We start from the raw sequence: 14,951 nt of genomic DNA on the forward strand, positions 1-14,951 counted from the left end.
TCCAAAATGACCGTAAGCGAAAATGCGGGCGCACGCCCTCCGCACCGCTCGGACAGAGCAGAGCAGCTGGACGATACGAAGGCTCGATGCGCGCGCCCGCCGACGGCGCGGCCTCAACCGCGCACGCCGTCCCAAGTCCCGATCAGCTGACCGAGAACTTCAGAAGCTTGATCGCGGCAAAGTCGCTCACGTCGCCGCCCACGCGCTTGGTCGCATAGAACAACACGTGCGGCTTGGCCGAGAACGGGTCGCGCAGCAGCCGCAGGTCCGGCCGCTCCGCGATGGTGTAGCCCGCGCGGAAATCGCCGAACGCCACCGCCGTCGCGCCCGAGCCGATGTCGGGCATGTCCTCGGCGATCAGCACCGGATACCCCAAAAGCCGCGCGGGCTCGCCCGAGGCCAGCCCGTCCGACCAATAGAACCGCCCGTCGCCGTCCTTGAGCTTGCGCACCACGCCCGCGGTCTTCGAGTTCATCACGAAGGTCGCGTTCGCCCGGTATTGCGCCCCCAGGGCATAAACCAGGTCGATCAGCGGATCGGCGTCCACGAACGCCCCGTCCGCGCCCGAAGCCACGTAGCCCAGCTTGCCCCACTCCCACGACGCCTGCGCCACGTGGGCATGAGCCAGAAAGCCCGTGGGCTTGTCGGCCCCGTCGCCCTCGACGAAGGCCGCCGCCTCTGCGCGCGCGAACTTCTCGGCCACCCGGGCCGCGAGCCACCCCTCCATGTCGAAGGCCGCGTCGTCCAGCAGCCGCTGCGACGCCTTCGGCAGCGCCGACAGTTCGTGCAGCGGGATGCTGATCCGCTCCAGGTTCGGCGTCCCCGTCTCGGCGGCCGGATCGGTCTCGCCCGCCCAGCCCGCGCCCGCCTCGGTGGTGTCGATCAGCACGTCGAACGACGTCGCCTCCACGTTCACCACGTTCGCGATCTGCCGGATCGACGCGGTCGAGTGCAGGACCGAGCGGATGCTCTCCGCCGTCTGCGGATCGACCAGGTAGCCGCCGTCGCCCGCAACGGCCGTGTTCATCGCCTTGCCCTCGAGCTCGAGCCCCCGAAGCCCCGCATCGTCGCCCACGCGCAGATAGGCCCCGAACGCCTTGCGGTGCGGCGCCTCCACCTCGGCGGCCGCCGACAGCGCCGGCCGCGCGCCCCGGTGTGACTTGCGATCCAGCGTCGACATCCTGCCCTCCTGTCGTTGAAGCCGTGCCTCAACGTCTCCCTTGAATGTGCTGAGATCGCGCATGAAATCCCGCATCGCCACCTTCATCTCCTCCGCCGCGCCGGGCGCAGCTTGCCCGGCCCCGGACTTCGTCTCGGTCATTCCCGTCTCCCGTTCCTGATCGCGCGCCTCAGTCGCGCGCCCACTCCCGCCGCGCGTCCCGCAGGACCGCCGCCATGCGGCGCAGCGCCGCCGCCTCCGGGCCCTCGCCCTTCGCACCGACCCGCGCCTCGGCCAGCATCGGGAAGGTCACCAGGGACACCTCCCAAAGCTCGACCTCGTGCAGCACCCGCCGGCCCTGCCCGTCCTTCGTCGCGCGCCTTACGCGATAGCCGATCGACAGCCCGTCAACCGCGCCCGCCGCCACCAGCGCCGCCGCCTCGCGCCCCTGCGCCACCTCGGTCAGAAGCCGCCCCTTCACGAACAGCCCCGTCGCGTCCTCGCGCACCTCGTCCCAGACGCCGATCGGGCGCGCCGGGTCGTGCTGCCACAGCATCTTCACCCGCCCCGGCGCCCCGAAGGCCCCCGCCGCCACCACGTCGCCGCCCCGGTCGCACGCCCCGAAGACCGAGGCATAGCCCTCGATCACCGCGCCGTCCGACACGGTCACGCCGCCGCCCGAGCCGCAGAACTTCCGCTCCAGCTCCATCGCCCCTCCCAAAGTTTTCAGAAAACTGCGGGGAAGCTTCTTCAGAAGAAGCTTCCCCTCACTCCACCGGCAGCCCCAGCATCCGCCGCTTCTCCGCGTCCGTCAGGAACGCCGCCTCGCTGACCCGCCGCCACTGCGCGTCACGCTCGGCCGCCAGCGCCGGCACCCGGTCCAGGTCGGGCCGCAGCTCCACCGCCTCGCCCGTCCGCTCGGCCAGCCAGTGCGACAGCGCCGCGCAGACCTTCTGCGCCAGCGGCAGAACCGTCAGGCGATAGAACGCCCGGTGCGCCTCCTGGTAATTTGCGTATGTCGCGTCGCCCGGCATCCCCAGCAGCATCGGCGGCACCCCGAAGGCCACCGCGATCTCGCGCGCCGCCGCCTCCTTGGTCTTCTGGAACTCCATGTCCGAGGGCGAGAACCCCATCGGCTTCCAGTCCAGCCCGCCCTCCAGCAGCATCGGCCGCCCGGCATTGCGCGCCCCCTGGTGATGCGCCTCCATCTCCGCGGCCAGCCTCTCGTATTGCTCCGGGCTCATCGCCCCCTGGCCGTCCGCCCCGGAATAGACGATTGCGCCCGAAGGCCGCGCCGCATTGTCCAGCAGCGCCTTCGACCAGCGCGAGGCCGCGTTGTGCACGTCCACCGCCTGCCCCGCCGCCTGCATCGGAGACAACCCGTAATGGTCATTTTGTGGATGAAATGAGCGCACGTGGCAGATCGGAGAGATCCCGTCCTCCACCGCGAACCGCACCTTCCGCGCCCCCACCGCGTATTCATAGGCGACCGGCCAGCCGTCCGCCCCCGGCACCAGCCGCATCCGGTCCGAGCGCAGAACATGCAGCTCCGCCGGAGCCTCTCCGCCCACCGCCTCCACGTAGCCGTCGCCCGACAGCAGAAGCTGGCCATAGAGCGCTTCGAACAGCTCCGCCCGCCCCTGCGCCGGGTTCGGCCGCTCGACCAGCGACATCAGCGGGTGCTCGTCGTACCGCCGCCGCCGGTCCTGCACGATCAGCGGCAAGGCCGCCGCGGCCTCGGCGATCAGCTTCACCGCCCGGAACCCAACCGGGTTGCCGATGAACCCCGCCCGCGTCATCGACCCGGTGTCGCGCCCGGACCACGCCACGCGCCCCGACCCGCCCCAGGCCACCACCCGGCCCACAGCACTCTCCTTGCGCTCCGGCGCAGCCTTTTTCCCGATCCCGAACATCGCTCCTCCTCCGTCCCGAAGTGCCACCGCAACCGCACAACCCGCCCGCCCGGCGGCACCGCCGGGCAGCGCCTGCCTGCCCCCCGGCAGGCGCTTCTCAACGTCTCAACCCGTGGCACCGCAGAGCAGACACTCCAGCGCCGCGCCACTGGCCCCGACACCGCCCGAAGCACCAGCCCAGGCAGGCGCTGCCCTCAGCGCGTCCCATCACCCCAGCACCCGCACCCGAGGCCGCCGCCACGTCGCCGCCGGCTCCAGGATCAGCGCGTGCAGCGCCCAGACCAGCGCGTCCACCCGGTCGGGCGACCCCGGCCCCTCGAACCCCCGCGCCGTCATCCGGCACATCTGGTCCTCCAGCGCCTCGAGCCCCCGCAGATGGCCGACCCGCCCCTGTTCGTAGAGCGCCGCCACCGGCTCGGCCCGCGCCGCCTTGCCTCGCGTCGCGTGCACCGCACGAAACGGCACCAGCGGATCGACCTGCCGCACCACGCTCTCGACCAACTCGCCGCCCTGGTTGACCTCGGCCACCAGTCGCTCGGCCCCGTGCCGCGCCACCGCGTCCACCGCCGCCCGCGCCCATGCCATGGGAGAGGCGCCCTCGACGCTCGCATCCTCGATCACCACCGCGCGCCACTCCTGCGGCGGCCCCTCGGTCACCGCGCCCACAACCACGATCCCGCAGGCGTCCCCGTGCCCCGTCACCGGCGGGTCCACGGCCACCGCCACCCGGTCGAAGGCCGGCGCCTCCGCCACCCGGCACGCCTCGATCTCCGACGAGGTCCAGAGCGCGCCCTCCGCGTCCTCCAGCAGCACGCCGTCCAGCTCCTGCCGGCCCAGCCGCGTCCCGGCATACCGCGCCCGGACCTCCTCCAGGAACGACGCCGCCAGATGCGCGGCGATCGCCTCGGTCGGCGCGTGCGTCACCACCGTCGAGCCCGCCTTCAACAGCCCCTTCAGCACACCCACGTTGCGCGGCGTCGTCGTCACGCATTGCCGGGGCCGCTCCCCCAGCCGCAGCGCGAATTGCAGCATGTCCCAGGCCTCCTCCGCCCGCTTCCACTTCGCCAGCTCGTCCACCCAGGCCGCATCGAACTGCGGGCCGCGCAGGCTCTCGGGCTCGTGGGCCGAAAAGCACTGCGCCACCGCCCCGTTCGGCCACACCAGCCTGCGCCGCGTCGCCTCCCACTTCGGCCGCCGGTCGGGCGGCGAGCACGCCAGGATCCCCGACGGCCCGAACACCATCACCTCGCGCACCTGGTCCAGCGTCTCGCCCACCAGCGCCACGCGCGCCGACCGCCCGGGGTCGAGCGGCAGCGCCCCCTCCACCTCCGCGCGCACCCATTCCGCCCCGGCCCGCGTCTTGCCCGCGCCACGGCCGCCCAGCACCACCCAACTGCGCCAGTCGCCGTCGGGCGGCACCTGATGCTCCATCGCCCAGAACTCGAACAAAAAAGGGAGCGCCAGCAGCGCTCCCTCGGAAAGCTCATCCAGGAACTTCGCCTGAACCTCCGGCGGCTCTGAGGCGATCCAGGCTGCGCCCGACCTCCTCCCGCACCTTGTCGAAATCGAGCGCATAGGCTGCTCCCTCCGCGATCCCGCGTTCCCGTCTGGCCCGGTCCTCAAGCTTCTTCCTTTCGTCGAACGCCGTCTGCACGCTGCGCCCCAGCGCCTGCAGCACGCGCTTCACCTCCGCTTCCGGAAGATCGCGCCGCGCCCTGACGTGCCGCTTCATCTCCACGAGGGCCTGAACGGCCTCCCGATACTGCGCATCCGCCACCTCGAGCAGGGACAGCGCGCTCCGCCCCGGTGTCTCCGGGATTATCATTGTCATGGCTCGACCACCGTTGGTTGTGGGGTCTCTGCCCGAGCGAACATGAAAAAGCGGCCTCGGGTTCTTCACCCGGGCCGCCTGCCCATTTCTTCCAGCTTGCCCTTTTTCTACCTCAGAGCGTTCGGAAGGTCAAGCAAAATCTCCCTCAGGTTGCACGTCCGCCCCGGAGCGCCGCGTTCAGAGAATGGAAACCTGTCCAAGATTCTGCAGCGTTACCAATAGCCTGCACGACCTGCGCCTTACTCTCCAGCAGCCGCCCCGTACCCGGCCATCTGCCGCGGCCAGACACGCGCCAGCAGCGCCGTCTCTTCCCCCGACAGCCGGTTCTCGGAAGGCCGATACCCCGACACGCTGTCCAGATACGCCCGCATCCGCTCCATCTCGGCCGCTCCGCCCGGCAGGTCCAGCGCCTCCCACAGGCGCGTCAGCACCGCCTCGGGCGCCTCCACGACCTCCTCGAACGCCACCTCCGCGACCTGCGCGGCGGGCACCCTTTCCCGCGCCGCGTCCCAGCGCGCCATCACCCGCGGATAGGTCTCCAGGATCGCCGCCTCCACGTCGACGCCCCCGATATCCTGCAACGCCAACTCCCCCAGCACCCGCCGCAGCATCCGCCGGGTCGAGGCGAAGACGTCTCGCGGATCGCGCCGGATGTGTACGATCCGCGCCCCCGGAAACAGCTCCAGCAGCATCTCCGGCGTCGCGGTGTAGGCCGGGTTCTTCAACAGCAGCGGCTCCCCGCACTGCCCGGCCATCGCGCCCACATAGCGCCGGATCGCCCGCCTGCGCGCCGCGACACGTCGCTCGGGCCCCTCGCCCAGCAGCCCGTCGCGGTAATCCCGTGCGAACCGGCTGGGGAAATAGATCGCGTGGAAATACGACAGCCCCCCGAGGTTGGCGAGCCCCACCTCGTCCTCGGTCGGCGCGTCGGGCGACAACTCGACCGAGTCGATCAGCCGCGTCTCGGGCAGGAACGGGTCGATGAACGGCCGGATCAGCGGGGCCATCGTCCGGCTCTCCCACGGCAGCGTCGCCGTCACCGGGGGCACCGTGCCGAACGCGCCCGAGGCCGCCATGATGTTGTGCAGGTGCGTCGTCCCGCTGCGCGGATGGCCCACGATGAACACCGGAGGCCGCACCTCGCGCCGCCGCGCCACCACCCGGTCGGCCAGCGTGAACGGCACCCGCGCCAGCGCCGTCGCCAGCGCCACGCCATAGGCCGGCATCCCCCGCCACGACGGCGGCCCCCGCCGCACCACCAGCTCCGCCAGCGTCAGCGGGTCGGCCCCGCACAGGGGATGGAACACGCGGTGCCAGGGAAAGCCGCTGGCCATGTCAGGCCCCGTAGCTGCGGCCGCGCCACTCCGACGGACGCCCGCGCCGGTGGTTCAGGAACGCGGCCCACTGGATCGCCAGCACCACCGCCACGCCCAACGGATGCAGCAGCACCGACCGCACCGGCTGCCGCGTGCGCACCGCCAGCGCCGCCCGCGCGGCATAGACCAGAGCCACCGCCAGCAGCGCCGGGGCCACCGCCTCGGCCGGCCCGAAGATCAGCGCCAGCGGCGCCAGCAGCACCGGCAGCACGTGCCCGCCGCCCAGAAGCACCGTCCACACGGGCAGCGCCACGGGCTTCGCCATCCCCTCGGTCGCGTTCTTCGAGAATCCCGCCCAGGTTGCCTCCCATCCGTCGTACATCCGGCACGAGGCGACGGAGGTCGCGTCGAACAGGTCGGTGCGCCCGCCCGCCGCGCGCATCGTCCGCGGCAGCATCAGCCCGTCATGGCGCGAGGCGCGGATCGCCCGATGCCCATCCGCGCGGAAATAGGCGTCGCGCCGCACCGCCATCAACTGCCCGCATCCGGCGGCGAAGCCCGGGCTGCGGAAGATGCGCGCCATCGCCATCGGCAGATAGCCCAGTAGCAGCACGAGGATCTGGTTGACCACCAGCTGTTCGCCCAGCGTCCGCGTCACCTGCCGGGGAAACCCGCTCGCCAGGTCCAGCCTGCGCCGCTCCATGAACGCCGCCAGCCGGCCCAGCGCGTCCGGCCCCACCCGCACGTCGGCGTCGATGAAGACCAGCGTGTCCCGCCGCGCCGCCCGCGCCAGTTGCCAGCAGGCGTGCTGCTTGCCGTTCCAGCCGGCCGGCAGCCCGTCGCCCTCGATCAGCCGCACGCGCCCGTCCCGCGCCGCACGCTCGGCCACGATGCGCCCCGTCCCGTCGGTCGAGCCGTCGTCGAGCACGACGACCTCCAAATCCACGCCCTCCGAGGCAAGCACCGCGTCCACCGCGGGCCCGATATTCGCCGCCTCGTCCCGCGCCGGGATCAGCACCGAGACGTTGGCCCGCGCGGACCGGTGCGGCGGCGGACGGAAGAAGATCAGGTTGATAAAGGTCATCCCCGCGTAAAGCACGGCGAGGGCAAGGCAGGCGACGGTGAGCGTGTACATCAATTTCCTTCCGCCATGTGATCGGGCGCGTATCTCTCGCCCCGGAGCGCGGCGCGCAGGCGGCTCCAGCCGCCATAGACGCCGCCGACCCCGGCCCGCCCCGCGATCAACCGGTCGAAGGCCGAGGCATCGCGCGCCGCGGCAAGCGCCCCCAGCCGGTCCATCGTTCCCCGCAGGCGCTCCTCCAACCGGCCGCGCCACGCGCGCGCCGTCAGCCCCTCGGCCCCGTCCAGCGGGTTGCCGAAGGCGGCCAGCGCCTCGGGCCGTTTCTCGGACCAGAACGGGTATTCCAGCGCCAGCGGCACCGCGACGGCGTCCGGCACCCGCTCCATCAGGTGCGCCACGCCGCCCTGAAGCTCCAGCGGCCGGTCGCGCACGTCACGGAATTGGCCCTGCGCCGTCACCCAGAGCATCCGGTCGGGGCTCTCCAGCACCCTCAGCGAGGTCGCCAGGAAGGCCGCCGCGCCCTTGCGCGTGCCCGGCGCGATCCCGAACACGCCCAGCCGCCGCATGAAGCGGTACCGCTCCAGCGCCGCCGCCTCCATCGGGGCGAACGGCGCGCGGTCCGGAAAAGCCGCGCGCGCCAGAAGCAGGCAGAACGCCGGGTCCCACCAGGACGGGTGGTTGCAATAGACGATCAGCGGCCGGTCCGCCGGCACCTCGGCCGCACCCGGACGGGCCAGCCGCACGGCCCGGAACGCCCCGCGCATCTGCCGCTCCATCACGCCGGTGAAGAAGCGGGCCATCGCGGGCGAGCGCAGCTCTACCGGGTCATTGTGCGGCGACCGCTGCGGCATTCGACGTCGCGTCCTTGTCCAGCGTGTCGGCGGCGATCCAGCCCGACATCAGCGCCATCGGCATGCCCGGCCCCGGATGCGCCGAGCCGCCCGCCAGATACAGGTCCCGCACCTGGCGCGAACGGTTGCCGGGCTTGAACGCCCCCATCATCCGCCCGTGGCTGGCCAGGCCATAGATCGCGCCGTTCAGAACCTTGTATCGGTCGTGGATGTCCTGCGGCGTCAGCGTCCGCTCGACCACGATCCGCTCTTCCAGGTCCGGCATGCCGCCCGTCCGGGCGAGCTTGTCCAAAATTGTCCGACGATACTGCGGCAGCATCTGCGACCAGTCGTGCCCCTCGCGCAGGTAGGGCGTGTGCACGAGGACATAAAGCGCCTCTCCCCCCTCGGGCGCGACGCCCTTTTCCGTGCGCGCCGGCGCGGCGAGGTACGCGGTCGGGTCCGGCGCGGGCTCGCCCTTGTCGTAGATGGCGTGGAACTCCTCCTCCGGATCGCGGGAGAAGACGAAGTTGTGGTGTGCCAGGTGTTCGTATTCCCGGTCGAGGCCCAGATACAGCACCACGCCCGAACACGCGGCCTCGCGTTTGCGGCTCTTCTCGAAGTCGCGCCAGGCGTCGCCGCCGACGAGTTCGCGATAGGTGCGCACGCTGTCCATGTTCGACACGATCCGGTCGAAGGCGATGCGCTCGCCATGTGCCGTCACCAGCGCTGTGGCGCGCCCCTGGTCGGTCTCGATCCGCTCGACATCCACGCCGGTGCGGAACTCGACGCCCAGTTCTTCGGCCAGACGTTGCAGTGCCAGCGGCACGGCGCGGGTGCCGCCCATCGGGTACCAGACGCCCTCGCCCACCTGCATCTGCGCGATCCCGCACAGCACCGCCGGGGAGGCCAGGGGCGAGGAGCCCACGTACTGGATGAAGTGTTCCAGCATCTGCGCCACGCGCGTGTCCTTGACGCTGCGGCCGATCTGCTCGGACACGGTGCGCGGCATGCGCAGCGCCAGGACGTCGCGCAACGTGTCGAGCGACATGTTCTCGCGCATGTTCATGGTGTCCTTCAGGTCCTCGACCGACTTCCAGAAGAAGAAGCGGTCGGAAACGTCGGACAATCGCTTGGCGACCTTCAGGAAATCGTCGTACCCTTGCACGTCGCCCGGCGCGAAGTCGGCCAGCGTGCGCTTCATCGCCTCCGGGTCCTGGCTCAGGTCCAGGACGGAGCCGTCCTCGTAGAAGCACCGCCATTGCGGGTCCAGCCGCACGAGGTCCAGATAGTCCGACATATCCTTCCCGGCCTCGGCAAAAACCCGTTCTAGCACGCGCGGCATGGTTAGAATTGTCGGACCCATGTCGAAGCGATAACCGTCTTCCTCGAGCAGCGCAGCCTTGCCGCCCAGCCAGGCGTTCTTCTCGAACACGGTGACCTTGTGGCCCCGCGCGGCCAGCGTGCAGGCGGCGGCCAGGCCGCCCAGCCCCGCGCCGATGATCCCCGTCTTGCTCATCTGCGGATGCCTCCCTTGTCGCTCATTCCGCCGCCTCCTGCATCTCCGACACGTCCGGCATCGCCGGCGCCGCCAGCCCGAGGTCCTGCGCCGCCAGCGTGCTGGCGATCTTGGCGCTTTCGAAGATGGTGGGCAGGCCACTGCCCGGATGCGTGCCGCCGCCGGTCAGGTAGACGCCGTCGACATCCTCGAACCGGTTGCGCGGCCGCCAGTGCAGCATCTGGCCCAGGTTGTGTGCCAGGTTGAACGTGGCCCCGCGATAGATCGACATCTGTTCGGCCCAGTCGGCCGGCGTGATCATCCGCTCAGTCCGGATGCGACTGCGGATGTCGTGGCCGCAAAGTTTCTCCAGACGTTTCAGCACTTTCTCGCGATACATCGGGGCCAGCTGCTCCCAGTCGACACCGCCCGAAAGATTACCGACGGGCACCAAGACGTAGAGCGTCGAATGCCCCTCGGGCGCCAGCGTCGGATCGGTGACCGAGGCGTTCTGGACATAGATCGTCGGTTCCTCGGGCGCCTGGCCCGCGTCGATCTCGCGGATGTTCTTCTGGTAATCGTCCGACAGATAGATCGTGTGGTGGTGCATGTCGTCGAACCGCCCCTCGATGCCCAGGTACATCATGAAGGTCGAGCACGAGTACTGCTTGGATTCGATCTTCTTGTCGGTCCAGCGGCGGCGCAGCCGGTCGGGGATGATCTTCTGCATCGTTGCGGCGAAGTCGCCGTTGACCACCACGGCGTCAGCCTCGTACCGGCCCTGCGCGGTGCGCGCGGCGGTGGCGCGGCGGCCCTCGAACTCCAGTTCCTCGACCGGCTCGGACACGCGGATGTCGACGCCCTGCTCGCGTGCGACCCGCGCCATGGCCGCGGTGATCGCGTTGCAGCCGCCCTTGGGATGGAAGACGCCGAAGCCGTATTCGACATGCGCCACGATGGTGAAGAGCGACGGGCACTTGAACGGCGACATGCCCAGGTACTTCGACTGGAACGTGAAGGCGAGCCGCACGTCGGGGTGGCGGAACCAGCGCCGCAGGTCCTGATCCACCGTCGACCACGGCCGGAACAGCGGCAGCGCGCGGGCCATGTCGGGCTTCATCAGGTCCGCCGCGCTCAGGAACGGGCGCTGGAGGATCGGCTTGAACGCGTCGAACTTGCGCGCGTTCTCGTTGAGGTACTTGCGCACGTTCTTGGCGTCCTCGGCGTCGATGCGCGCGATCTCGGCGATCAGCCGCTCGGGGTCGGCGGTGGCGTTCACCGTCGCGCCGTCGTCGAACTGCAACCGATACATCGGGTCGAGCTGGATCAGCTCGACCTCCTCATCCAGCGACCGGCCGCAGGCGGCGAAGATCTGGCGCAGCACCTCGGGGTACAGATAGAACGTCGGCCCGTAGTCGAACGTGTACCCGTCCTGCGTGAACGCGCCGGTGCGCCCGCCCACCCGGTCCGAGCGTTCCAGCACCGTCACGTTCGCCCCCGCCGCGCGCATCAGAAGCGCGCTGGCCAGCCCTCCGGGCCCGGCTCCGACCACCACGACGTTGCGCCCGGTCTTCATGCGGCTGACGTTCACCTGTTCTTCCTCCGTCAGGGAAATCCTTGGTGGAGAGGCAGGTAGACCGAGCTTCATTGACGTCTACTTTTTCCGTGACAGGTTGTTGCGCACACGGATTCCGCTTCCTCCGAAGAGGCTGATGAGAAAAAAGACCACGACGCCCCGAAAAGGACGCCGGAGCCCCGGATGAAGACGGACGAGAATTTCCCGGTCGCATCGCTGCTGATCCGAGCGGAGCTTCGCGCCACGGTGCGCGACTTCTATCGCTTCGCGCGGGCCGCCGACGACGTGGCCGACGCGCCCGACCTGTCGCGCGACGCCAAGCTCGCCCGCCTCGACGCCTTCGCCGCCGGGCTCAAGGGCGATTCTGCGGGGGCCGAGGAGGCGCGCACGCTGCGTGCGAGGCTCAGTTCCGAGCAGCGCGGGGCGCTTGTCCGGCACGCCGAGTTGCTGCTGGTCGCCTTCCGCCAGGACGCGCGCGGCTTTCACTATCGCACGTGGGAGGATCTCCTGAGCTACTGCGCCCATTCGGCCAACCCTGTCGGGCGATTCCTGCTGGATCTGCACGTCGAGGGGCCGGCGACGCACGGTCCCTCTGACGCGCTGTGCACGGCGCTCCAGGTGCTCAACCACCTTCAGGACATCCGCGACGACCACGACCGGATCGCGCGCGTCTACCTGCCCTCGGAGTGGCTGGAGGCCGAGGGCGTGCCCCCCGCCGCGCTGTCGGGCGCCGCGCTCACCCCCGGGCTCCGGCGGGTGATCGACCGTGCGCTCGACCGCTGCGACGCCCTGCTGGTCGAGGCGCGTACCCTGCCCGCCGCCATCCGCGCCCCGCGCCTGGCGGGCGAGGCGCGCACGATCGTCCACCTCGGCCACCGCCTGTCGGCGCGGCTGCGCGCGGGCGACCCGCTGGCCGGCCGGGTGAAGCCCTCGCGCCTGGATTTCGCCCGGGCCGGGGCGCTGGGACTGGCCCGCGCACTCCGTCCCGTGCGCGGACGCACGGCCTCGGTGCGAGAGCGCGCATGACGCTCGCCTTGCCGACACTCGCCCCGCGAGAGGAAGTGCGCCGCATCGTCGCCGCCTCGGGTTCGTCCTTCACCACCGGGATGCGCATCCTCCCGGCCGAGCGGAGGGCGGCGATCTTCGCCGTCTACGCCTTCTGCCGCTGCATCGACGACGTTGCCGACGGCGGCGGCACGCCGACGGACAAGGCGCGGGAGCTCGACGGCTGGGCGCACGAGCTCGACCGCGTCTTCGACGGCCGCCCGTCCACCGCCGTGGGCGTCGAGCTGGAACGCGCCATCGCCGCTTACGACCTGCCGCGCGAGGAGTTCGAGCTGGTGCTCGACGGCATGCGCATGGACGCCGAGGGCATGGTCGCACCTTCGCCCGAGCGGCTGGAAGCCTATGTCCGCCGGGTCGCGGGCGCGGTGGGCATCCTGTCCATGCGCATCTTCGGCGCCTGGCGGGGCGAGCCGTCGCGCCGCTTTGCGCTGTCTCTGGCGCGCGGGATGCAGTTCACCAACATCCTGCGCGACGTGGCCGAGGACGCCGAGATGGGCCGCCTCTACCTGCCCGCCCCGCTGCTTGAGGACGCCGGACTCCCCCTGCGCCCCATGCCCGCCGCCCGTCACCCCGAGCTGCACCGCGTGCGCCGGACGCTGGGCGCGCAGGCGCGCGCCGCCTATGACGCGGCGGCGGCCGAGATCCCGTACCACAGCCGTGCGCGGCTGCTGCCCGCGCTGGTGATGATGGGCCCCTACGACCGCCTGCTGGCGCGGATGGAGGCCGACTGGACCGCCCGCCCCGCGCGCCTGCCCGGATGGCGCAAGGCCGTCCAGGGGCTGCGCTGCGCCGCCTTCGCCGGCCCCCGGCGTTGACCCGCAATATCCACATCGTCGGCGCGGGCCTCGCCGGGCTCGCGGCCGCAATCCGGCTGTCGGAGCGCCACGACAGCCGCGTGACGGTGTGGGAGTCGACGGGCAAGGCGGGCGGGCGCTGCCGCAGCTACTACGACGCGCAGCTCGACCGGCGCATCGACAACGGCAACCACCTGATGCTGTCGGGCAACCGCGCGGTGCTGGACTATGCCCGCCGCATCGGCGGCGACGCGCGGCTCGAGATCGGCGCGCCGGATTTTCCGTTTCTCGACCTGGCCACCGGCGCACGCTGGACTGTCCGCCTGCCCCGCACGCCGCTTGGCCTTCTGTCGCGCCACGCCCGCCCGCCGGGCGTCGCCCTGCGCGACCTGGCGGGCGTGGCATCCCTGCTGACCGCCCCGCGCGGCGCGACGGTGGCGCAGGCGATCCGGGGACGGGGCGAGATGTGGCGCGCCTTCTGGGAGCCGCTGACCATCGCCGTGCTGAACGCCGCGCCCGAGCACGCCGATGCCGGCCTTCTGCGCACCTCGCTGCGCCGAACTTTCCTGAAAGGCGCCCGTGCCGCGCGCCCGGTGCTCGCGCCCGAGGGGCTGGGCCCCGCCTTGGTGGACCCGGCGCTGGCGCTGCTGGAGCGGCGTAACGTGCCGGTTCACCTGCGCGCGCCGCTGGGAGAGGTGTCGATCAAGGATGACCGGGTGGCATCCCTGACGCTGGGCGGCGAGACCATCACACTCGGCCCCGACGACGCGGTGATCCTCGCCCTTCCGCCCTCGGCCCTGGGCCGCGCCCTGCCGGGCCTGCCGGTGCCGGGCGACGGCGCAGCCATCGTCAACGTGCATTTCCGCGTTGCGCCCGACCCTGCCGCGCGCCTGCCCGCGATTACCGGGCTCCTGTCGGGACGGCTGCACTGGCTGTTCCGGCGGGGCGACGTGGTCTCGGCCACCGTGTCGGCGGTGGCCGACGACCCGTTCTGGACGCGGCCCAGGGACGAGGTGCTGGCCGAGGTCTGGCCCGAGATCGCCGCCGCGCTGGACGCGCCCGACGCCGAACCGCTGGCTGCGCGCCTGCTGAAAGAGAAGGCGGCGACCTTCGATCCCGCGCCCGACAGCGCCGCGCGCCGCCCCGCCACCCAAGGCCCGGCGGCGAACCTGTTCCTCGCGGGGGACGTCGTGCAGACCGGCCTGCCCGCCACGATCGAAAGCGCGGTGGCCTCGGGCGACATGGCCGCCGCGGCGGCGCTGCGGGGGCGCTAGCCGCGCAGCGCCGGCAGGATGTTCTGCAAGAGGCCCTGCACGGCCGGATCGGTGCCGAGCGAATCGTCCTCGCCGCGCCGGAGGCTCATCAGCGACCGCACCGAACGCTGCGACTCCGCGTTCAGGTCCTCGGGGCTGGCGAAGCCCATCTGCCAGTCGGGAAAGCCCCGCGCCGCGGCCTCGCCCTCGCTCACGATCCACGCTTCGCGGTGGCGCGGGTCGCGCTCGATCCGGGCGAAGCAGGCGCGCACCGCGTCCTTAGGCCCCTCGAGCACCTGGAGGAACATGCGGTCGTGATAGATCAGCAGCCCGGTGATCCCATCACGGCGATTGTTGCGGCGCGACACCTCGAGCAGCGCGTCGATATCGGCCGCCGACTGCTCTTCCGTGGCCGTGCTGACATAGAAAACCTGGTGAATCATGACCCTCGTGCCCATTACCTTGCGTGCTGCGATCTAACGCATGCTCTCCGCGGTCAAGCCTCCGGTGACGGGAAGGTCGCCGCCGCCGGCATTCGTGCCCAGGGGTGATGCCTTGCAGCCGCAGGATGCCGACGGTAACGAACGCCGGTCAGCCGCCTTCGGCGGGCTCACGCAACGATACGAAGGGAGAGA

General features: G+C 71.3%; 13 protein-coding genes and 1 pseudogene. 3 read left to right on the top strand and 11 right to left on the bottom strand.

Annotated elements, in window-relative coordinates; genetic code table 11:
- Nucleotides 1-142: 142 nt before the first annotated feature.
- The 10 genes and pseudogenes from BM162_RS10320 to BM162_RS10365 all read right to left on the bottom strand — a co-directional run.
- Nucleotides 143-1,327: pseudogene (locus tag BM162_RS10320) on the bottom strand (phage major capsid protein); the annotation flags it as partial.
- Nucleotides 1,328-1,349: 22 nt separating this feature from the next.
- Entirely contained in the window at nucleotides 1,350-1,868 is a 519-nt protein-coding gene (locus BM162_RS10325) for an HK97 family phage prohead protease (RefSeq protein WP_093421341.1), read from the bottom strand.
- Between the two features lie 58 nt (nucleotides 1,869-1,926).
- A complete protein-coding gene (locus tag BM162_RS10330) occupies nucleotides 1,927-3,072 on the bottom strand; it encodes a phage portal protein (protein ID WP_093421343.1) in 1,146 nt (381 codons plus the stop codon).
- A gap of 207 nt (nucleotides 3,073-3,279) precedes the next feature.
- Nucleotides 3,280-4,647, bottom strand: a complete 1,368-nt coding sequence (locus BM162_RS10335) for a DNA-packaging protein (RefSeq protein ID WP_093421346.1) — start codon at nucleotides 4,645-4,647, stop codon at nucleotides 3,280-3,282.
- A complete protein-coding gene (locus tag BM162_RS23615) occupies nucleotides 4,556-4,972 on the bottom strand; it encodes a type 2 periplasmic-binding domain-containing protein (RefSeq protein WP_439332830.1) in 417 nt (138 codons plus the stop codon). The genes BM162_RS10335 and BM162_RS23615 overlap by 92 nt, the downstream gene beginning before the upstream one ends.
- Before the next feature lie 170 nt (nucleotides 4,973-5,142).
- Entirely contained in the window at nucleotides 5,143-6,237 is a 1,095-nt protein-coding gene (locus BM162_RS10345; protein ID WP_093421349.1) for a sulfotransferase family protein, read from the bottom strand.
- Between the two features lies 1 nt (nucleotide 6,238).
- Nucleotides 6,239-7,354 carry a glycosyltransferase family 2 protein gene (locus BM162_RS10350; RefSeq protein WP_093421351.1) on the bottom strand — a complete coding sequence of 372 codons (1,116 nt, stop codon included), beginning with the start codon at nucleotides 7,352-7,354 and terminating at the stop codon, nucleotides 6,239-6,241.
- On the bottom strand, nucleotides 7,354-8,151 hold the full coding sequence (locus tag BM162_RS10355; RefSeq protein WP_093421354.1) for a lysophospholipid acyltransferase family protein: 798 nt from the start codon (nucleotides 8,149-8,151) through the stop codon (nucleotides 7,354-7,356). Before BM162_RS10355 ends, BM162_RS10350 begins: the two co-directional genes overlap by 1 nt.
- On the bottom strand, nucleotides 8,126-9,649 hold the full coding sequence (locus tag BM162_RS10360) for a phytoene desaturase family protein (protein WP_093421357.1): 1,524 nt from the start codon (nucleotides 9,647-9,649) through the stop codon (nucleotides 8,126-8,128). The genes BM162_RS10355 and BM162_RS10360 overlap by 26 nt, the downstream gene beginning before the upstream one ends.
- Nucleotides 9,650-9,671: 22 nt before the next feature.
- A complete protein-coding gene (locus BM162_RS10365; RefSeq protein ID WP_245759233.1) occupies nucleotides 9,672-11,219 on the bottom strand; it encodes a phytoene desaturase family protein in 1,548 nt (515 codons plus the stop codon).
- 168 nt (nucleotides 11,220-11,387) lie between these two features.
- Between BM162_RS10365 and BM162_RS10370 the strand changes: the two genes are divergently transcribed.
- The 3 genes from BM162_RS10370 to hpnE are packed head-to-tail and all read left to right on the top strand — an operon-like array spanning nucleotide 11,388 to nucleotide 14,337.
- Complete coding sequence (locus tag BM162_RS10370) at nucleotides 11,388-12,230, top strand: squalene/phytoene synthase family protein (RefSeq protein WP_093421360.1); 843 nt, start codon at nucleotides 11,388-11,390, stop codon at nucleotides 12,228-12,230.
- A complete protein-coding gene (locus BM162_RS10375; protein ID WP_093421363.1) occupies nucleotides 12,227-13,084 on the top strand; it encodes a squalene/phytoene synthase family protein in 858 nt (285 codons plus the stop codon). Before BM162_RS10370 ends, BM162_RS10375 begins: the two co-directional genes overlap by 4 nt.
- The gene (gene hpnE, locus BM162_RS10380; protein WP_245759234.1) at nucleotides 13,081-14,337 is read left to right on the top strand and encodes a hydroxysqualene dehydroxylase HpnE; all 1,257 of its coding nucleotides are present in this window, start codon (nucleotides 13,081-13,083) and stop codon (nucleotides 14,335-14,337) included. The genes BM162_RS10375 and hpnE overlap by 4 nt, the downstream gene beginning before the upstream one ends.
- On the opposite strand, the gene BM162_RS10385 is transcribed toward hpnE, so the two are convergent.
- The gene (locus BM162_RS10385; protein ID WP_177215125.1) at nucleotides 14,334-14,759 is read right to left on the bottom strand and encodes a BLUF domain-containing protein; all 426 of its coding nucleotides are present in this window, start codon (nucleotides 14,757-14,759) and stop codon (nucleotides 14,334-14,336) included. The genes hpnE and BM162_RS10385 overlap by 4 nt on opposite strands.
- Nucleotides 14,760-14,951 lie beyond the last annotated feature (192 nt).

The organism is Tranquillimonas alkanivorans (assembly GCF_900115595.1).
Taxonomy (GTDB): domain Bacteria; phylum Pseudomonadota; class Alphaproteobacteria; order Rhodobacterales; family Rhodobacteraceae; genus Tranquillimonas; species Tranquillimonas alkanivorans.

Bases quoted from the DNA above. Each gene is read 5' to 3' on its own strand.
- BM162_RS10325 (WP_093421341.1), bottom strand. From the start codon at position 1,868: ATGGAGCTGGAGCGGAAGTTCTGCGGCTCGGGCGGCGGCGTGACCGTG.
- BM162_RS10330 (WP_093421343.1), bottom strand. From the start codon at position 3,072: ATGTTCGGGATCGGGAAAAAGGCTGCGCCGGAGCGCAAGGAGAGTGCT.
- BM162_RS10335 (WP_093421346.1), bottom strand. From the start codon at position 4,647: ATGCGCTCGATTTCGACAAGGTGCGGGAGGAGGTCGGGCGCAGCCTGG.
- BM162_RS10345 (WP_093421349.1), bottom strand. From the start codon at position 6,237: ATGGCCAGCGGCTTTCCCTGGCACCGCGTGTTCCATCCCCTGTGCGGG.
- BM162_RS10350 (WP_093421351.1), bottom strand. From the start codon at position 7,354: ATGTACACGCTCACCGTCGCCTGCCTTGCCCTCGCCGTGCTTTACGCG.
- BM162_RS10355 (WP_093421354.1), bottom strand. From the start codon at position 8,151: ATGCCGCAGCGGTCGCCGCACAATGACCCGGTAGAGCTGCGCTCGCCC.
- BM162_RS10360 (WP_093421357.1), bottom strand. From the start codon at position 9,649: ATGAGCAAGACGGGGATCATCGGCGCGGGGCTGGGCGGCCTGGCCGCC.
- BM162_RS10370 (WP_093421360.1), top strand. From the start codon at position 11,388: ATGAAGACGGACGAGAATTTCCCGGTCGCATCGCTGCTGATCCGAGCG.
- BM162_RS10375 (WP_093421363.1), top strand. From the start codon at position 12,227: ATGACGCTCGCCTTGCCGACACTCGCCCCGCGAGAGGAAGTGCGCCGC.
- BM162_RS10385 (WP_177215125.1), bottom strand. From the start codon at position 14,759: ATGATTCACCAGGTTTTCTATGTCAGCACGGCCACGGAAGAGCAGTCG.